The sequence below is a fragment of the Pseudomonas sp. KH_050 genome (assembly GCF_057838875.1).
In genome coordinates, this window is record NZ_CM174478.1 from 2,820,206 (window position 1) to 2,836,425 (window position 16,220).

The following is a 16,220-nucleotide window of genomic DNA, read 5'->3' on the forward strand; positions in this document are numbered from 1 at the left end:
AGGTACCTGAGGTTGCTGACGTTTTCTAACATGCCCCTCCAGCAGGCTCCGGTTATTGAGCTTGTGGCGCAGTTCGCCTGATCTTCCAAAATGGGCGCGATCAATAGCGTTATCGGCCATAACCCTGCGGATTACCTGCCTGCCAGCGCCAGGTATCGGCCATCATTTTCGGCAAGCCACGCTTGGCCTTCCAGTCCAGTTCATGGGCGGCTTTTTCCGGGTCGGCCCAGCACTCGGCAATATCCCCGGGGCGACGCTCAACCACTTGATAAGACACTGCTCGACCACTGGCTTGCTCGAATGCCCGAATCATTTCCAGCACGCTGTAACCGATACCCGTGCCCAGGTTCCAGATGTGCACTCCAGTCTTTTGGGCAATAGTCCGTAGCGCACTCAAATGCCCCTCAGCCAGATCCTGCACATGGATGTAGTCGCGCACCCCGGTACCATCCTGCGTCGGGTAATCGGCGCCGAACACCGATAACTGCTTGAGCTTGCCGATGGCCACCTGGCTGACATAGGGCAGGAGATTGTTTGGCACGCCAGTGGGGAAGTCCTCCCGGATTGGCATCTGCGTCGGCTCGCCATACACCGTGGCGGAAGAGCTGAACACCAGATTGAAAACTTCGGCGTGGGCCATCGCCTGGCACAGGGTGACACTGTTCTCATAATAGTCGAGTGGTTCGCGGACAGATTTAAAATCGGCGAAATGTAATACCGCGCTGATCTCCTGGGAAGCGAGCAACGCATGACCGCGAATATCGCCCTGAATGAATTCAGGTACTTTGTCACGCGGAACACCCACTCGACGAAGCGACTCCACCGAAATCTGAACTTACGAGCGCCAAGAGCGCTTAGAGGACAGCTCGGATCGCTTTAGATTTTCTTTGATGACTGACCAGATGAACTTACTGTTTGTGGTCAGATAACGTTTCCACCTCCTGCCGGGCACCTGGATGACCCAACTGATTGCGCGAGCGGTTACGAGCTGTTTGTCATAGGTTTGCTGAGTTTTGGATTGAAGCTGGCACGGTCAGTCGCTATGCACGGTCGGAGAAAAACTTTCTACTTCCGACGAGATCCTGACACTTGCTCGAGTATTTATTTCTTGAAAACCCCGACGATTCGTCGGCCTTCAATCACAAGCAATGAGGTGATGCTTCGCTCGTCCATCAGCAGCAGCGCATCTTCGACACGGGTTCCGACAGGCACCATGATCGGATCGCGACTCATGAGTTCGGCAGCACTTTTGTCGAATACGGCTTCGCCGTAGCGCTCGATGGCTCGGCGGATATCGCCATCGGTTACAAGTCCCCAGCCTTCAGCAAACTCACCTATGGCCAACCCAAGGCTGCCGCAGGACATGGTATGAATCACCTCCAGCACATTAGCGTCTACGCTCACGAACGGTAGATTAGCGGTGACCATCTCGTCTTCCACTTTACTCAGCAGTCGCCGACCGAGGGAGCCGCCAGGGTGAAAACGGGCGAAATTTTCGGGTTTGAAATCCCGGGCCTTCATTAGGGTGATCGCCAGTGCATCGCCCATGGCCAGGGTGGCAGTCGTGGAGGAGGTTGGCGCCAGCTGCAGCGGACAAGCCTCTTCCTGCACCCCGACATCCAAGTGGCTATGAGCTGCCTTGGCAAGCGTGGACAGTGGTTTTCCGGTCAAGGCGACGAGGTAGTTGCCGTTGCTCCTGAGGTAGGGAATCAACTTCACCACCTCATCTGTCTCGCCGGAATTGGAGATGGCGACAAATACATCGTCAGGTGTGACCATGCCGAGATCGCCGTGGTAGGCCTCACCCGGGTGCATGAAGAAGCTGGGAGTGCCCGTGCTGGCCAGGGTCGCGGCGATTTTCTTGCCGACGATGCCGGACTTCCCCATACCGCAGACGATCACTCGGCCCTTGGAGGTCAAAATATGCTGCACAGCCTCCACAAAGGAGTTGTCCAGGCGCTCGGCAAGACTAGCCACTGCCTGAGCCTCGATGGTGAAAACGTGCTTAGCGATTTCGATGTATTTCATATCTTTCATGGCTCTTCCTTAAGTAGTGAATGTGATCGATTAGCCCCACTGGGTATCCACACCATGAGCGTGATGCATGCCACGTTCTGATAGAGATTCAGCGCACAGCAATGACCATCCGCAGTTGCGATCGGTCATTGCTGTGCGCAATGGTGGCTCCATTCATCGAGTAAGGGTTGATAAGCAACATCCAGAGTCAGGCCTCCAAGCAAAAGAAGATGCTCGGCCACCTCACGGGCCACACCTTTCCCACCAACGGCTCGGGTAATATGGTTCGCCTGGCTCAGCACTAGACTGTGGGCATCGGCAGGGGCATAGCTTATGCCCACCTGCTGCATGACCGGCAGGTCGATCACGTCGTCACCGACGAAGGCGACCTGTCCATCCTCCAGACCAAGATCGCGTTTGAGTTCAACGTAGGCGGATAGCTTGTCGTGGCAGCCAGTGACAACCGGGTCGAATTTGAGCTGGCGGGCGCGGAAGTCGAGGGCAAGGCTGGCCTTGCCGGAAATTATCCCGCAGCGAACTCCATGAGCTCGCAACAAGGCAACCGCTACCCCATCCTTGGCATTGAAGCTTTTGAACACTTCACCATCCGCTCCGACATGCAGTGTGCCGTCGGTCAGCACACCATCGACGTCAAATAACACTAGCTGGATCAGCCCATTATAGGCGCTCGCCATCAGCGAATTCCCAGGTCCGGCATGTCTTTGACGAGGTCATCGATAATCTTGATTTGCCTAAGGAAAGGTTCCAGCAACTCGAGCGCAAGAGCACTTGGGCCATCGCAGCGGGCATCATCCGGATTCGGGTGGGCTTCCAGGAACAGTCCAGCCAGACCGACGGCCATGCCAGCACGGGCCAGCTCCAGCACCTGGCGACGACGCCCACCCGAGGCATCGCCCACTGGATCGCGGCACTGGAGGCTGTGGGTGACATCGAAGATAACCGGACAATCGCCGCTGGCTTCTCTCATCTGGGAAAAGCCGAGCATGTCTACCACCAGGTTGTCGTAGCCGAACGAACTACCTCGTTCACAGAGAATCACCTTCTCGTTACCCGCTTCACGGCACTTGGCTACGATGTGCTTGACTTGCGTTGGACTCATGAACTGAGGTTTTTTCACATTGATCACCCGACCTGTGCGGGCTACAGCTACCACCAGGTCGGTCTGGCGGGCGAGGAAGGCCGGGATTTGAAGCACGTCGACCACCTCGGCCACCGGTACTGCCTGCTCGAGCTCATGCACGTCGGTGATCAACGGCACGCCGAATTCGCGTTTCACAGCTTCGAGAATGCGCAAGCCTTCTTCCAGTCCAACACCCCGGTAGGAGTGCATGGAGGAGCGGTTAGCTTTGTCGAAGGATGCCTTGAACACATAGGGAATACCCAGTTTTCGGGTTACCTCGACATAGTGTGCACAGGCAGAAAGTGTGGAATCGAGGTCCTCGATTACATTGATGCCGCCAAAAAGGGTGAATGGCTTTTCATTGCTAATGGATATGTTATTTAAATTAATCATGACTTTTTCTGGTTAAATTGATGGATTTAAAATTTCGGTATAAAGATTTTTTACTTTTGATGCCATAACTTCTGCAGAGAATTTTTTTTCATAAGTGCTTCTGCAGTTTTTTTCGAAGAATGAATCTGATTTGGTTTTGAGTTTTTCAAGGCAATCACCAAACTCCGCATTAAAATCCTCTATTGAGAAAGTAAAGCCATTAAAGTCGTCGGAAATAATGCTTGGTAAGGCTCCTCTGTTTGAGGATATAACCGGAGTTCCGGCACGCATGGACTCAATGGCAACCAAACCAAATCCTTCCCATCTGCTTGGCATTACTACAGCGCTGTATTCTGCATACATGTGCTCTAGTTCTTCTGTTCCAAGCCAGCCTAAGTAATTTATTTTTGGTGACGATGTGCGTTTGTTTAGATTGTTTAATACTTCTTCGCCAGCAACGTCGAGTAAAAAATCCGGATTGTATTTTTCGTAGAAGTCGATGATTAAATCAAAACCTTTCTGATAGTCAAGACGTCCTACAAAAAGAAGCCTGCCATTTCTTTCTTTTGATTTTTTCTTGGGGGATAGATCACGGACGCCATTTTCGATAAGGTGAACTTTTAATTTGTCCGTGGTTTTGCAGATCAAGTTGAATTCGTAACTGGATATAGCTATTGTGGCGTTAGTGTGGCGTGAAAACAATCTTTCGATAAAGGCATATATTTTATTTTTTATGCCGCTGACTCTTTGTGGGTCAAAAGAAACGCCGTGAGGCTGATATACAATTCTTGCTGAAGAAAAAATAAGGGCGAGTCTACCAACTACGCCGGCAAAAGAGCTGTGGAGATGGACAATGTCAGGTTTTAATTTTAGGTAAATATATATGAGTTTTATAGAGAAAATGGTTAGGCCTAGAAGTGATCGAGATCCTTGGTAAGAGTATGTGCCAGACGTGGAGCCTATATACTTGGTATGAGCTGAGTTAACAAGCACAAATGTTTTGTGAGTTTTGTTTTGGTTGGTAAGTAGTTCGTTAATGACGGTGGCGACGCCCCCTTTTGCGTATTCGGCAACATGAAGTATCTTTAACATGAGGGTCTCTTCGGTGTCAGTGGTGGGAGGGGGTTGGTTTGTTTTGGACTGGTTTTGTAATGATCGGCTTATATCCTGTAATCAACCAAGATGATTAATCGACTTTTGTGAAGTGGTGATTTAATCAAGGCCTTCCTATAATCTTTTGAGCTGGCGGTTGCATGAACTGAGTGCGACGCGGTTACTGAACTGAAACAGGAGCCTCGTAAGCATTTAATGCCGAATAGCTTGAATGGAAGGTCGTTGATATGTTGGAAAGTAATATTTTTTCTGGTTTCGCACAAATATTAAAAAGTAAGCTTGAAGGTGTTTTTTGATGTTGTTAAGTTTTTTTGCGTTTTCACAAAGTTACTATTGCGCTGTGATTGTTCGTGCTCCTTCGAAATTATTCATCTTGAGTTTTTTTCTAGACTCATTATGGAACTTGCTAGCTATTAGCAGTGCAATGCCTAGCGTAAGAGGCATACTGTAGACTGAAGCAAATCCCACTTGATTGCTTTCGAAAAAAGATAGCATGGCGTATGACGCAAAAAACACCCATCCGAGGCTGATCTTTGAAAAGCTGAGGTAGATGAAGAGCGAAATTACTCCGATTAAACCCAGAAGTCCGGACTCAGTGAAGTATTTTATATACATAGACTGTGTGCCGTAAGCAGTAGCTACACCTCGCTGCACAAATTCCCCATATGCAGATGCAGCGCCTTCCGCCAGTGTGGTCTCGGAGACTCCCAAACCGAAAAGCGGAGACGATAAAGCTTGGTTATAATAAAAATTCCAAATGACAGGTCTGTAAGTAAGTAGTTCGTTTGAAAGGGTAGAGTTGTCCAGGGTTAGGTAATGCTGACCGACCAAAAATATAGAAAATACCGTAATGAATACTGTTCTGCAGAGTCGTTCGCTTATTCTAAATAGATGTGTGAAAGTTAACGCAAACAAAATTACCGCTGTTGAGGCTCGAGCTTCGCTCTGTATGGATACCAAAAAGGCTAGTAATATTAAAAACATAGCCCCCCAATACTTACTGCGGTAATAAATTAGATAAATTGCTAAAGGTGCCATCAAAGCCGCTGGATAGTTTTGGTGAGCTTCGATAGGAACTCCGATAGCTCTACTAATGGCAATCGTAAGGCCCGGAATATAAATCAGCGAACTCCAAATTAACATGTATGTTTTATAGTTTGCAGTTCTTATTGAGGCGTAAACCGAGACGAAATAAATCAATGTGAAGGCGGTATATAGCAGTCCGGTAGGGTTTAAGCTTTTGAAGATTACAAAATAGAGGTCTTTGAATATAAATAATATTAGTATTGAAAGTGTGAAGAGTAGTTTTCGATTAATTGTGAATTCTCTTTTTTCACACCGGCTTGCAATGTAAAGCAGCCCGACACAGCAATATAAGGCAAGCAGAGTGTATGCGAATGCTCTCAATTGCATGCCTAAACTCATTAATAAGCATGTAAGACTATTAATAGCCGGTAAGAATAATGTTTTCAATGGAAAGCGTTTAATCATGTTTTTGTGCTCCCATTTGCAAGAGTGGTTTAATAATGATCATGCCGCTGATGTTGACTTCCAGATGGCGAAAGTATTAAAGCCAAGATACTTCTTGACTTGGTATGCACCAAGGATTTTCTGTCCGGCTACAGCGACGGCTGTTGCTATAGCGGCGCCATTCATTTCCATTGAAGGTATTAATAGTGCTCCCAGGATTATTGCCAGGAATGCACCGAAGATAGTCTGGTTCCTAACCTGTTTTTCATGACCAGTCATGATTAGCAAATAATCAACGGAGCCCGCAGCTACGTTAATTAATTGCCCGATTGCCATGATTCTTAGAGCGGTAGCTGCTGTTCTAAACTCTTCCCCAAAAAGCCCCAGCAACCATTCAGAAAAGGTTAACATAAAGAGCACAGCTGGCACGGCAGCAATCAGCATTAGTTTAACTGACCACAAAGCGATATGTTGAAGGTCTTGATGATTCCCTCGTGTAAATAGCTCTGAAAATTTGGGTGCAGCTATGCTGTTTACGGCTACTAAAATAAAAGTAGCCAAAAATGAAGTTCTTTGTGCTGCAGAAAAATATGCTATTTGATCGGAAGAACTCCACATTCCCATAAAAATTTGTGATGACCACTGTATTGTCTGTGACAGCATTATAACGAGCCATAAAGGAGTACAGCTTGAGAGTAAATGTTTGCTTGTATACGAGGAATTTCGACTATTGCCTTTTGGTGAGGTTGAGAACCACCAGTAAACTCCGAGGATCATCGCTAGGGTGCAGGCTGAAAGATAAAGATAAGATACTTCTATTGCTGTCTCTATAATGGCGAAATATGCAGTTGTTAAAGTGAAAATCGGCACAATAACATTTAATAATGTCATTGATTTTACTACTTCTTTAAGTCCTTGGAGAGATTGAGAGCATAAGGTGTAAATGGCAACAATTGGAATGGCTAGTGCTATTGTAGGTAATACTTTTTCGAATCCGGGTTGATTGAAAATATGCTTTGTCAGCATCGGTGAAAAATAAATAATTAGAATGGTTGTAATTGAAGATAGAGTAATTGTCCAAGTGACGGATTTTTTGAAAATTGATTGAATGTTGTCAGTGGAATTGTTCTCTTGTTCTCGAGAGATTAATCGAACTAACGTGCTGTCCAGGCCCATTCGGCTAAATGCAGCAGAAAATACGACAATGGTGAAGCCAAGAAAAAATAAACCGGCTTCAGTGGGTCCCAATTTTCTTGCAACTATAATATTCATTAAGAATATACTGCCAGCAGCGGCTACTTTAATTAATAGGGCGGCCGAACTTTTTTTTATAACTTCCTGCATGTGTTTGTTTGCACTGATTTTATGTAGCAATAATTCAAGCATGATGGCGCTGACTTTAGTTGAGTATTGGGTTGGGCTTAACGCTACGAACGGTTTTTAATCGAATTAATTATGTGTCTGGTGATCTTGTGTTTTTTTGTTTTTCTCAAAATTGTTCTCGCGAAGTGCTCTAGTCGTATAGTGACTTTTGCTTTGATTGATGTTGCGCTATGTTTTTTTATTAACAAGTCTGTTTTTTCTTCATTGTGGGTTTTTATCTCGTCCAATACTTTGTTTATATCTTCATGCGATAGCGATTTTGCAATATTATAAGATTGGTAGTTTATCCTCTCTGGGTCGCGGCTTAACATATGATTCAATACAGAGTCTATATTGCAGGATTTGTGGATTCGCCACCCGCACTGCAGTAGTAGGGGGGAGTCTCTATAGTCCAACAATGCCACCGGTGTTTTTATTGCTATTGCAGGGATTGCTATTGATGACGGTGTTGTTATCAAGCATTTTACTTGATCCAGTAAGCGTTCAAATGTACCGCTTGTATGATTATCTTTCGGGTCAATGCCTAGAGCTTCTATCAACTTCCCATCAAATATTCTATAAATTACATGGTAATTGTTCCGATTGGCTGACTCTTGTATGAGCTTTACCAGGTCGATAAGCTGCTCTAACTCGAACTCATTAAAGTAAGACGTATTCGCTGTGCTTATCAGAAACTCCGTAACAGGTTCCAAAGTTTTTTCATTTGGCATGAGCGTTCCAGGTTGAAAGTTGCAGATTCTTTTGGGCGTATACAAATAAGTTGTTTTTCCCAATGAGGTCAGCAGTTCCATCCCCCCCTGGCAGCAAAGAAAATAAATATCGGCGTACGCAGGTAGATGCTGCTTCAGGCCAAGTTTTTTTAGGAAAAAGTTATTGGTCATGTTCGCCCAATCTTCAATGCCATCTGAGAAATATATAACTCGTTTGTTTAGATTCTTGGCGAGAAGAGCGGAGGAAAGTGAAAGCGGGCTGTGGTAGAGGCAAGTCACTACTGCGTCGCATTTTAATATCAAGCTTTCTAGGTTTTCAGAAAATATTTTTGGATAATATATTTCGTGTTTTTTTAAAATTGCGTCTATGCCAAGCTCTTCGTAATACTCCATTGGCTCTAGAACTAATAATCTGGACATTGACGCCGCCTTTGTTGTATTGGTTTTTTTCTGCTGCTTGGACTTGGTAGTATTAAATTTTTAGACGCGCTACCGCCCCACGCTTGCTGTTGTTACCTGAGAGCGGTAACTGGACTGAGTCCGCAGTTAGGACCGCTTCCTATCCAGAGACCCTGTCGCGCGTCGTCATGAGCACCACACTGACGCTGTGCTTTTTAGTGAGCGAACTTATCGATGATCAGTCGCTGGGTTTTACTTTGGAAAGCCTTCAAGGACTCCTACAAGGGTCGACGCTCATGCCGGTCCAGCCAGGCAATCATCTCCATTTGTTGCAGGTATGGGCTACAGGCATGCGCCCTTGTGAGTTGGCCGGTGAATGCGTCAGCCAACCAACTAATTAGGCGGAGTACTGATCAGACATGCTACCGCCCCAGGATTACGTGCTAGTCCCTGAAAGCGGCTTCATTTATCAATAGGTCTGCATCTTATGTTGCAGATGCAGCTAAAACGTCGCTTTGGGATGCCCTTAAAGTGTCAGGAGTGCTCGGTTATCATTAAAATCTTTGGCGTAAATTAAACAGTGTCCGACTTATACTCGTAGTTGTAATAACCATAAGCGCCATAGCCGTATTTGGCGGACGCGCGTTTTTCCACGCCATTGAAAATGGCGCCTTTGAGTTCAATGCCATTTTGCGCAAAACGGCGCATGGTCAATTCAATTTCACGGGCCGGGTTCAGATCGAAGCGGGCCACGATCAGGCTGGTGCCGGACTGGCGACCGACAATGGCTGCATCGGTCACGGCGAGGAACGGCGGCGTATCAAGAATAACCAGGTCGTACAGGGCGCTGACTTGTTCCAGGAAGGCACTGAAGTTGCTGTGCATCAGCAGTTCTGACGGATTGGGTGGTATCTGGCCGCGACCGATAACATCGAGGTTTTCGATGTCTGTTTGGTGAATGGCGGTGGCGAGGTCGCAGCGTTTGGCCAGAAGATCAGACAGGCCGTTTTCTGCCGGGATTCCCAACACTTTATGCAGGTAGCCTTTGCGCATATCCACATCGACCAGCAGCACGCGTTGGCCGGTTTGCGCGACGACCGCCGCGAGGTTGGCGGAAACGAAGGTTTTACCGACCTTGGGGCTTGGGCCGGAAATCATCAGGCGGTTATTGTCAGCCTCGAGCATGGCGAAATGCAGGCTGGTGCGCAGGCTGCGCAACCCTTCGATGGCCAGGTCGGTGGGATGACTGGCCGCCAGCAACGGCGCTGCTTTATTGGCCCGGCCGCGAGCGCCGGCGATTTTGTCTTCTTCAACTTTCTGCAGCGTACTGAAAGGAATCGCTGCATACACCGGCAAACCGAGTTTTTCGATTTCATCCGGATTTTCCACGCCACGGTTAAGGGCTTTGCGAAACAGCACCAATGCAACAGCCAGGAGGGCTCCAAGCAGGGTGGCGATCAGTACGATCAGGGTTTTCTTGGGTTTAACCGGATATCGCAGGTCCACATCAGCAGTGTCGATCAAGCGCACGTTGCCTACGGTACCGGCACGCATGACGTCCAGTTCCTGGGATTTGTTCAGGAGTTGGGTATAAATTTCGGTGCTGACTTTCAAATCGCGGGTCAGGCTCAGCAGCTCCTGCTGGGTTGAGGGAAGACCCTCGACTTTCTTGGCCAGGCCATTTTGCTTGCCGGTCAACTCGCCTAACTGGCTCAGCAAGGCTCGATAGGCCGGATGCTGACGGGTGAATTTGCGATCCATTTCAGCTTGCTGCAGTTTGAGCACCGAGATATTGGTATCGAGGGCCACGATCTGGTCGAGAATGGCCTTGGCTTCGAGGCTGATGTCGATGGATTTGCTGCGAATCTGAAACTGATTCAGGGCAGTTTCAGCTTTTTCCAGGTCTTTACGGACCTGAGGCAGTTGATCCTTGAGAAACTCCAGGCTCTGCGCGGCTTCGGCCGAGGTCCGCTCGATGTTTTGCCGTACATAGAGCCTGGCGATTTCATTGAGGATCTGAATGGCTTTTTCGGGAACGGTGCTTTCCAGAGCCAGCCCGATGATTCCGGAATCTTTACCGCGTTCTGCTACATCCAGTACCTTTTGATATTCCAGGATACTGGTCAGGCGCGGAACCCGGACAACGCTGAACGTTGTGCCAGGGTTGGCTTGCAGCGCTTTGACCTGCAGCTTGATGCCGTCCTGGTCAAAGGATTGGCCCACTAGACCTTTGACTAAAAGGTTGTCGTCTTCATCAAGCAGGGTAAAGCTACCAGCTTCACCGGTGACCAAGGTCAGCTCCTCGCCCAGCAGCTCTGGTGGTAGCTCGAGTTTGGAGATCGTCAGTATTTCGCCACCCCAGCCGAAACTGTTCATGCCGAACCAGGGAGTGGCAACAGTATTTTCCGCGTCTGCTTTGAAGCGACGGGCGATAAAGTCACCGATCAGGGGAAAGCGATTCGGCTCGACTTCAAGGTCCAGCTTCAGATTATCGACAGCGGTGCCGATGGTAATGCGCGACTTGATCAGTTCGATTTCTGTGGCGGATGGGGATTCCTTGCCCAGCATGCTGCCCACATCGGAGAAACCCAGCATGTCATTTTTCTTGGCTTCGACCTGGATCAAGGCGGTCGCCTGGTACACCGGCGTGGCCAACACGGCATAGGCAACCCCGGCGGCCATAAAGACCACGGTAATCCCGGCAATCAACCATTTATGGTCGAGCAGCGTGCCGAGTAGCCCCATCAGGTCTATGTCATCATCATCATTGTCATGGGGCGTTAACGCGGGTAATTGCTGCATAAGTCAGGTCTTTTTTCTTCGCGGGTATTCTGGGAGTGGCTCAGCGTGCAAGACGCTTGGCCCATGCGTGTACGGCTGCTTCAATCAACGCATAAGCATGCAAAAAAGCAGGTCTGCCTTGACGGTATGGATCTTTGATTTCACGGTCGTCCTGCCACTTGCCCAACAGGAAGATTTTCCCTCGGGCTGCAGGTGCCATGCTGAGGATCGCGTTGATGTGCCGGTGTTCCATCACCAGTATCAGATCGGATTCATTGATGGACGCCGAGGTCAGTTGAGTGGCGTTATGCTCTTTCGCTACGTGACCATGTTCTTCAAGGACGCTCAGTGCAGTCGCTTCGATAGGACTGTCCTTGAGTGCGCAAATGCCAGCGGAACTGACGACGATGTCCGACGGTTCCAGGGCTTTGCGCAACAGATTTTCTGCGGTGGGGCTTCTGCAGATGTTGCCAATGCAGACAACCAGAATTTTCTTAAACAAGACAACTTCCTTTTTGCCGTCAATGTTCGCCCGGGTGAAACACTTGGCCATTCATCCGGTCTTGATGTTGTTTGTCGATGAATAACAATTTTCCAAGGTTAATGGGCAAGTTGTTTCTTTTTCATGACATGACCGCTCTGTAATAGTGTCCCTGGTCAGGCGGGATTCAGCCTGCGGAATGGCCTGTGAAGTTACGTTGGTGAAAAATTCTAACTGCGTATCCAGCGCAATATCAACCTTTAAATCGGTGGGAAATTTGTTCTCATGAACGTCGAAGGATATCAATTATTAATAACCGACAAAAAATAACATTAGCGTTGAATTCCTGACGAAACATAACATTCTGGATTGCTTTGGTGTTGGCCGGCAGGGACTGTGATAAACATTGGAACAATAGTTCGATGCACGTCTGATGGCGCTTTCAGGGTGCTCGAGTGGCGTTATAAAAACGTGTTTTTTTCAAGGGGGCCGATCGAAGCAGTATCGGGCCTGTTTTTTTTGTCTGGACGAAACCGCGATGAGCAATTTGAAGTTTATAGGCGGTGAGATCCAGAGTCGGCTGGATGCTGAATTGACTCCGTTGTTGATGATTGAGCGCATGGGCTTGTTTCCCTCCTCAGGCGAAATCTGTCGCAGGGTCAAGGATCCGCACGCGGTGCTTGAGCGTATCAAGACACTGCATGCCGCATCGGCTCTGGAGATAGATGAAGCGCAAGGGCTGAGGCTGGTGTTAACCGACTGGCGCTGCAAATTGCGCGTCTCGTCGATGGAGTCGGTGATTTCGTTACGGGTGGAAAGTCGGGGGAATGTTGCGCTGATGCAGGCAAAAACGGATGAGTTGCTGGAACAGATAGGCGGAAAAAAGGGATGAACGTGCAGGCCGCTAATGGAGTAGTCGCTGAAATGAGCATGACGGAGCGCCTTCCCGCGAGGGCTTGGTACCTGGTCCAGTGCAAGGCCAGTCAAGACGAACGCGCGGAGATAAATCTGCTTAACCAGGGATATACCTGCTTTCGTCCCACCCATCGGCGCGAGCGGGTTTTACGGGGGCGGCGTAGGGTTGTCTGCGAATCGCTGTTTCCGAGTTATTTGTTTATTCAGCTCGGTTCGGATGACAGTTGGGCACCGCTGCGTTCTACCCGCGGCGTATCGCGAGTGGTCAGCTTCGGTGGCAAGCCGTTGCCGGTGCACGATGAGTTGATCGCTCAATTTCATGAGCACGGCAGCGTCGCCCCGATGGAAGTCCGGTTTACCTGTGGGGAGAAGGTACGTATCAATGAGGGGCCCTTTGTCGAACTGGAAGCCATTTTCCTGGCGATGGAGGGGGAAGAGCGAGTAGTGCTCCTGATGCAATTCCTGCAACGAGAACAACGAATCAGTATGCCGTTGGCGGGTGTCAGTAAACACTGAGACGCCGTCCGCGAGGCCTAGAGTTGGAATTATCATACTGAACGGAGTGTCCTTTCGTGGAGATTATTAACGAGTTGCTGCTTACCCGGACACTGGAGCAACTTACCCAGGCTTATGAAGAAATTGCGATGACTTGCGGGAAGACGGGTAGTGAGTTCGACATTAAGTTGATGCCGGCAGCAAGGCGAGGCGAGATTGAAAAGCGGCTCCCCGGCTGGTTGCGGCGATTGAAAAGGAGTTCCCGGCGCCGGGTCACTCAAGTGCTTATAAAGGTTATGTGGGAAGCTCAACAAGACAACCTGGTCTTTCGGGTCAAGGGACTGGCGGCGCTCCTCGAGAGGCTGGTCGACGAAGATGCGGCTATGGATATCGTAAAGTATTGCGCTTCAAGAACAGCTTGAGGCAAAGCGGTGACAGGGCTTGAAGTGGTCTCCAGGGGCACACCTTGAAAATAATAATGTTGCAGTTTGTTTGTGCCCTGGGAAATTTTGCCTTGTTGTTGTGCAGGGTGCTTACCGTGCTCTCGCTGATGACTTGCGCTTGGTGCCTGCTGGCCTGGGAGCAGATCCCGGTCTGGCCGATCGTCCTGGCTGTAACCCTTGCAATAGGGTTCGGTGGTCCGGGTTTTTACTATGACCAGCTCGTTGAAAATTTGAAACGACCGACCTGCGCCAAATGCAGGGTACCGCTTCCGTTCAATGGCGATGGTGTAGCAGCTGCCGAGCGTGCGAGGCTGCGTTCGACGGCGAAGCGGTCGTTAAATCAGGCAACGGGTTCTATCAAGTAAACCGTGGATGCTGGCTTTGCGAGGACTTCAGGGTTGTTTAGATACCCATGCGACTGAATGTCTCTCTGCAACCCCGTAGTCTTCAGTGTTAAAGTCGCCGCCATGAAACTGGTCTCCTCGGATCGCGCGCTGATTGCCTGGACATTGTATTTTTGTGTCCTGTTCAATGTGTTTGCCTGCGGTTTGGGTCATGGGCAAATGATGGGCCTTGAGCTCAATGGCGTCGGCGGTCAGTTCTGCTCGGCGATGGGCCACAAGGGTCCGACTCTGGACACCGATTTCGGTGATCAGTCGGCCAGCAGCTGGGCCACTCTGTTTTCCTGTCCTGTCTGTTGCGCGGTGACCTTGAGCATCGCGTTGCTGTTTTGCCTGGCCTGGCTGCTGCGGGTTGGACTAAAGCCGCCCCCCAGCCGTGAGCTGCGTTGCAAGGCGCCTCCCCGATATTCCTGGCCATCGGCCAACCCTCGTGCTTCCCCTCAGAGTTGACGCCTGCAAGCGGACGGCGTCGTTAGTCGGTCCGCTGCTTGTTTTAGTCGCCCGTTTTCCGCTGATGCAATGGTCGGAGGAAGCAGGCCATGGGTCGGGCATCCGATCCGGTCAACCAAGGAATGCAATGTGATGAAGCGCTATTTCTACCTCTGGCACCGCTGGCTGGGCATTTTCATCGGCCTGTTTATGGCGCTGTGGTTCATTTCCGGCGTTGTGATGATGTATGTCGGCTACCCCAAGCTCACGCCTCGCGAGCACCTCGCACATTTGCCGGAACTGCAACTGGAGCACTGCTGCGCGAGCCTGGCGCAGGTGCTGCAAGCCGCCGGTTCCGACAAGGTGCCGCAGAGTTTGCGGCTGAGCATGGTAGCCGGCGAGCCTCGCTACCTGTTGAGTTATCCGGGCCAGGCCAATGTCGCAGTCGATGCGCGTACCGGGGTGCGAGTGCCAGCGATCTCCCAGGCACAGGCCCTGGCAGCCGCCCGGCAGTTCGATCCAGCGGCGACGGTGCAGGGGCGTGGCCTGGTGCAGGAGGATGTCTGGAGCCTGTCCCGGGCACTGGATGCGGACCGGCCGCTGCAACGAGTCGAACTGGCGGACGCCGAGCAGCGCTTGCTGTACGTCTCCGGCCAGACCGGCGAAGTGGTGCGTGACGCCACCGCCCAAGAGCGCGCCTGGAACTGGATCGGTACCTGGCTGCACTGGTTGTACCCGTTGCGCGGCATCGGCCTGGACGGTGCCTGGACCCAGATTGTGATTTACCTGTCGCTGGCGGCCACGCTGATGACGGCGCTCGGCCTGACGGTCGGCGTGCTGCGCTGGCGATTTCAGCGGCCTTATCGCAGTGGCTCGCGCTCGCCCTACAAGGGCTTCGCGCGCTGGCATCACTTGGGCGGGCTTCTATTCGGTGTGCTGGCCATGACCTGGATCTTCAGCGGGCTGATGTCGATGAACCCCTGGAAAATATTCAGTAGCGTGCAACCGTTGTCGGTGGCTGCCTATCAAGGCGGTTCCCTTGGCGCCGAGGCTTTTCCCATCGCTGCCGGCGACGCGCTGCAGCGTTTCGAGCGAGACGGCCTCAAGGCTCGTGAACTGGAGTGGCGGTTGATCGCGGGCAAGGGTTACCTGATTGGCTACGACGGGGCAGGGCAGACGCGGGTGCTGTCCATGAGTGACGGGCAGGTCAGCGGCCAGTTCAGCCAAAGCACCCTCGAGCAGGCGGCCCGGACAATCCTGCCACAAGGGCAGATGGCCGTTGAACGCCTGCAAGCCTACGACTTCTATTACTACGGGCGTGCCGAGCAAAGCATGCTCGGCCACCTGGAAAAACGCCTGCCCATGCTGCGGGTGCGCTTGGACGACCCCGCCCAAACCTGGCTGCATCTGGACCTTTATACCGGCGCCATTGTCGGCCAGCTCGACCAGCCACGGCGTGCATCGCGCTGGTTGTTCTCGTTGCTGCACAGCTGGGACTGGTTGCCGTTGTTGGCGAGTCGCCCGTTATGGGACGCCTGGATGATCCTGCTGAGCGCAGGCGGTTTGCTGATCAGCCTCACCGGTGTGGTCCTGGGCTGGAGACGCATCCGGCGTTCGCTGCGCAGCAAAGCGGTGCTGCCCGCGACGGCGCCATCACGGGGATCGTAGCAG

16 protein-coding genes are annotated in these 16,220 nt (G+C 50.7%); 6 read left to right on the forward strand and 10 right to left on the reverse strand.

Annotation, left to right across the window (positions count from 1 at the left end):
- Positions 1 to 109: 109 nt before the first annotated feature.
- From AC3IUA_RS12940 to AC3IUA_RS12985, 10 genes are all read right to left on the reverse strand, one after another.
- A complete protein-coding gene (locus tag AC3IUA_RS12940; protein WP_489361413.1) occupies positions 110 to 805 on the reverse strand; it encodes an NAD-dependent epimerase/dehydratase family protein in 696 nt (231 codons plus the stop codon).
- Positions 806 to 1,101: 296 nt separating this feature from the next.
- Positions 1,102 to 2,037 (reverse strand): KpsF/GutQ family sugar-phosphate isomerase, encoded by a 936-nt coding sequence (locus AC3IUA_RS12945; RefSeq protein WP_489361415.1) that lies wholly within the window; start codon positions 2,035 to 2,037, stop codon positions 1,102 to 1,104.
- Positions 2,038 to 2,162: 125 nt separating this feature from the next.
- Positions 2,163 to 2,711 (reverse strand): KdsC family phosphatase, encoded by a 549-nt coding sequence (locus AC3IUA_RS12950; RefSeq protein WP_489361417.1) that lies wholly within the window; start codon positions 2,709 to 2,711, stop codon positions 2,163 to 2,165.
- Positions 2,711 to 3,550: a 3-deoxy-8-phosphooctulonate synthase gene (gene kdsA / locus AC3IUA_RS12955; protein ID WP_489361419.1), complete on the reverse strand. Its 840-nt coding sequence runs from the start codon at positions 3,548 to 3,550 to the stop codon at positions 2,711 to 2,713. The genes AC3IUA_RS12950 and kdsA overlap by 1 nt, the downstream gene beginning before the upstream one ends.
- Before the next feature lie 12 nt (positions 3,551 to 3,562).
- Entirely contained in the window at positions 3,563 to 4,621 is a 1,059-nt protein-coding gene (locus AC3IUA_RS12960; protein WP_489361420.1) for a glycosyltransferase family 4 protein, read from the reverse strand.
- A 351-nt stretch (positions 4,622 to 4,972) separates the two neighbouring features.
- Entirely contained in the window at positions 4,973 to 6,133 is a 1,161-nt protein-coding gene (locus AC3IUA_RS12965; protein WP_489361422.1) for a hypothetical protein, read from the reverse strand.
- A gap of 39 nt (positions 6,134 to 6,172) precedes the next feature.
- On the reverse strand, positions 6,173 to 7,498 hold the full coding sequence (locus AC3IUA_RS12970) for an oligosaccharide flippase family protein (RefSeq protein WP_489361424.1): 1,326 nt from the start codon (positions 7,496 to 7,498) through the stop codon (positions 6,173 to 6,175).
- Positions 7,499 to 7,539: 41 nt separating this feature from the next.
- Positions 7,540 to 8,625, reverse strand: a complete 1,086-nt coding sequence (locus tag AC3IUA_RS12975; protein ID WP_489361425.1) for a hypothetical protein — start codon at positions 8,623 to 8,625, stop codon at positions 7,540 to 7,542.
- A 552-nt stretch (positions 8,626 to 9,177) separates the two neighbouring features.
- Positions 9,178 to 11,406 (reverse strand): polysaccharide biosynthesis tyrosine autokinase, encoded by a 2,229-nt coding sequence (locus AC3IUA_RS12980; RefSeq protein ID WP_489361427.1) that lies wholly within the window; start codon positions 11,404 to 11,406, stop codon positions 9,178 to 9,180.
- Between the two features lie 40 nt (positions 11,407 to 11,446).
- Positions 11,447 to 11,887 carry a low molecular weight protein-tyrosine-phosphatase gene (locus AC3IUA_RS12985; RefSeq protein ID WP_489362331.1) on the reverse strand — a complete coding sequence of 147 codons (441 nt, stop codon included), beginning with the start codon at positions 11,885 to 11,887 and terminating at the stop codon, positions 11,447 to 11,449.
- Positions 11,888 to 12,404: 517 nt separating this feature from the next.
- Between AC3IUA_RS12985 and AC3IUA_RS12990 the strand changes: the two genes are divergently transcribed.
- The 6 genes from AC3IUA_RS12990 (at position 12,405) to AC3IUA_RS13015 (ending at position 16,217) form a co-directional block, all read left to right on the forward strand.
- The gene (locus AC3IUA_RS12990; protein ID WP_489361429.1) at positions 12,405 to 12,758 is read left to right on the forward strand and encodes a mannose-1-phosphate guanylyltransferase; all 354 of its coding nucleotides are present in this window, start codon (positions 12,405 to 12,407) and stop codon (positions 12,756 to 12,758) included.
- 32 nt (positions 12,759 to 12,790) lie between these two features.
- Positions 12,791 to 13,297: a transcription/translation regulatory transformer protein RfaH gene (gene rfaH, locus AC3IUA_RS12995; RefSeq protein WP_489362333.1), complete on the forward strand. Its 507-nt coding sequence runs from the start codon at positions 12,791 to 12,793 to the stop codon at positions 13,295 to 13,297.
- Between the two features lie 56 nt (positions 13,298 to 13,353).
- Positions 13,354 to 13,698 carry a hypothetical protein gene (locus AC3IUA_RS13000; RefSeq protein ID WP_489361430.1) on the forward strand — a complete coding sequence of 115 codons (345 nt, stop codon included), beginning with the start codon at positions 13,354 to 13,356 and terminating at the stop codon, positions 13,696 to 13,698.
- A 56-nt stretch (positions 13,699 to 13,754) separates the two neighbouring features.
- On the forward strand, positions 13,755 to 14,084 hold the full coding sequence (locus AC3IUA_RS13005; protein ID WP_489361432.1) for a hypothetical protein: 330 nt from the start codon (positions 13,755 to 13,757) through the stop codon (positions 14,082 to 14,084).
- Between the two features lie 102 nt (positions 14,085 to 14,186).
- Entirely contained in the window at positions 14,187 to 14,570 is a 384-nt protein-coding gene (locus AC3IUA_RS13010) for a DUF2946 domain-containing protein (RefSeq protein ID WP_489361434.1), read from the forward strand.
- A gap of 132 nt (positions 14,571 to 14,702) precedes the next feature.
- Positions 14,703 to 16,217, forward strand: coding sequence for a PepSY domain-containing protein (locus tag AC3IUA_RS13015; RefSeq protein WP_489361436.1), 1,515 nt, complete (start codon positions 14,703 to 14,705; stop codon positions 16,215 to 16,217).
- The last annotated feature ends 3 nt before the right edge of the window (positions 16,218 to 16,220 follow it).

What these genes read in the sequence shown, in the direction of transcription:
- AC3IUA_RS12980 (WP_489361427.1), bottom strand. Translation starts at nt 11,406, where the DNA reads ATGCAGCAATTACCCGCGTTAACGCCCCATGACAATGATGATGATGAC.
- kdsA (WP_489361419.1), bottom strand. Translation starts at nt 3,550, where the DNA reads ATGATTAATTTAAATAACATATCCATTAGCAATGAAAAGCCATTCACC.
- AC3IUA_RS12975 (WP_489361425.1), bottom strand. Translation starts at nt 8,625, where the DNA reads ATGTCCAGATTATTAGTTCTAGAGCCAATGGAGTATTACGAAGAGCTT.
- AC3IUA_RS12990 (WP_489361429.1), top strand. Translation starts at nt 12,405, where the DNA reads ATGAGCAATTTGAAGTTTATAGGCGGTGAGATCCAGAGTCGGCTGGAT.
- AC3IUA_RS12945 (WP_489361415.1), bottom strand. Translation starts at nt 2,037, where the DNA reads ATGAAAGATATGAAATACATCGAAATCGCTAAGCACGTTTTCACCATC.
- AC3IUA_RS13005 (WP_489361432.1), top strand. Translation starts at nt 13,755, where the DNA reads ATGTTGCAGTTTGTTTGTGCCCTGGGAAATTTTGCCTTGTTGTTGTGC.
- AC3IUA_RS13010 (WP_489361434.1), top strand. Translation starts at nt 14,187, where the DNA reads ATGAAACTGGTCTCCTCGGATCGCGCGCTGATTGCCTGGACATTGTAT.
- AC3IUA_RS12970 (WP_489361424.1), bottom strand. Translation starts at nt 7,498, where the DNA reads ATGCTTGAATTATTGCTACATAAAATCAGTGCAAACAAACACATGCAG.
- AC3IUA_RS12965 (WP_489361422.1), bottom strand. Translation starts at nt 6,133, where the DNA reads ATGATTAAACGCTTTCCATTGAAAACATTATTCTTACCGGCTATTAAT.
- AC3IUA_RS13015 (WP_489361436.1), top strand. Translation starts at nt 14,703, where the DNA reads ATGAAGCGCTATTTCTACCTCTGGCACCGCTGGCTGGGCATTTTCATC.
- AC3IUA_RS12960 (WP_489361420.1), bottom strand. Translation starts at nt 4,621, where the DNA reads ATGTTAAAGATACTTCATGTTGCCGAATACGCAAAAGGGGGCGTCGCC.
- AC3IUA_RS12950 (WP_489361417.1), bottom strand. Translation starts at nt 2,711, where the DNA reads ATGGCGAGCGCCTATAATGGGCTGATCCAGCTAGTGTTATTTGACGTC.
- rfaH (WP_489362333.1), top strand. Translation starts at nt 12,791, where the DNA reads ATGAGCATGACGGAGCGCCTTCCCGCGAGGGCTTGGTACCTGGTCCAG.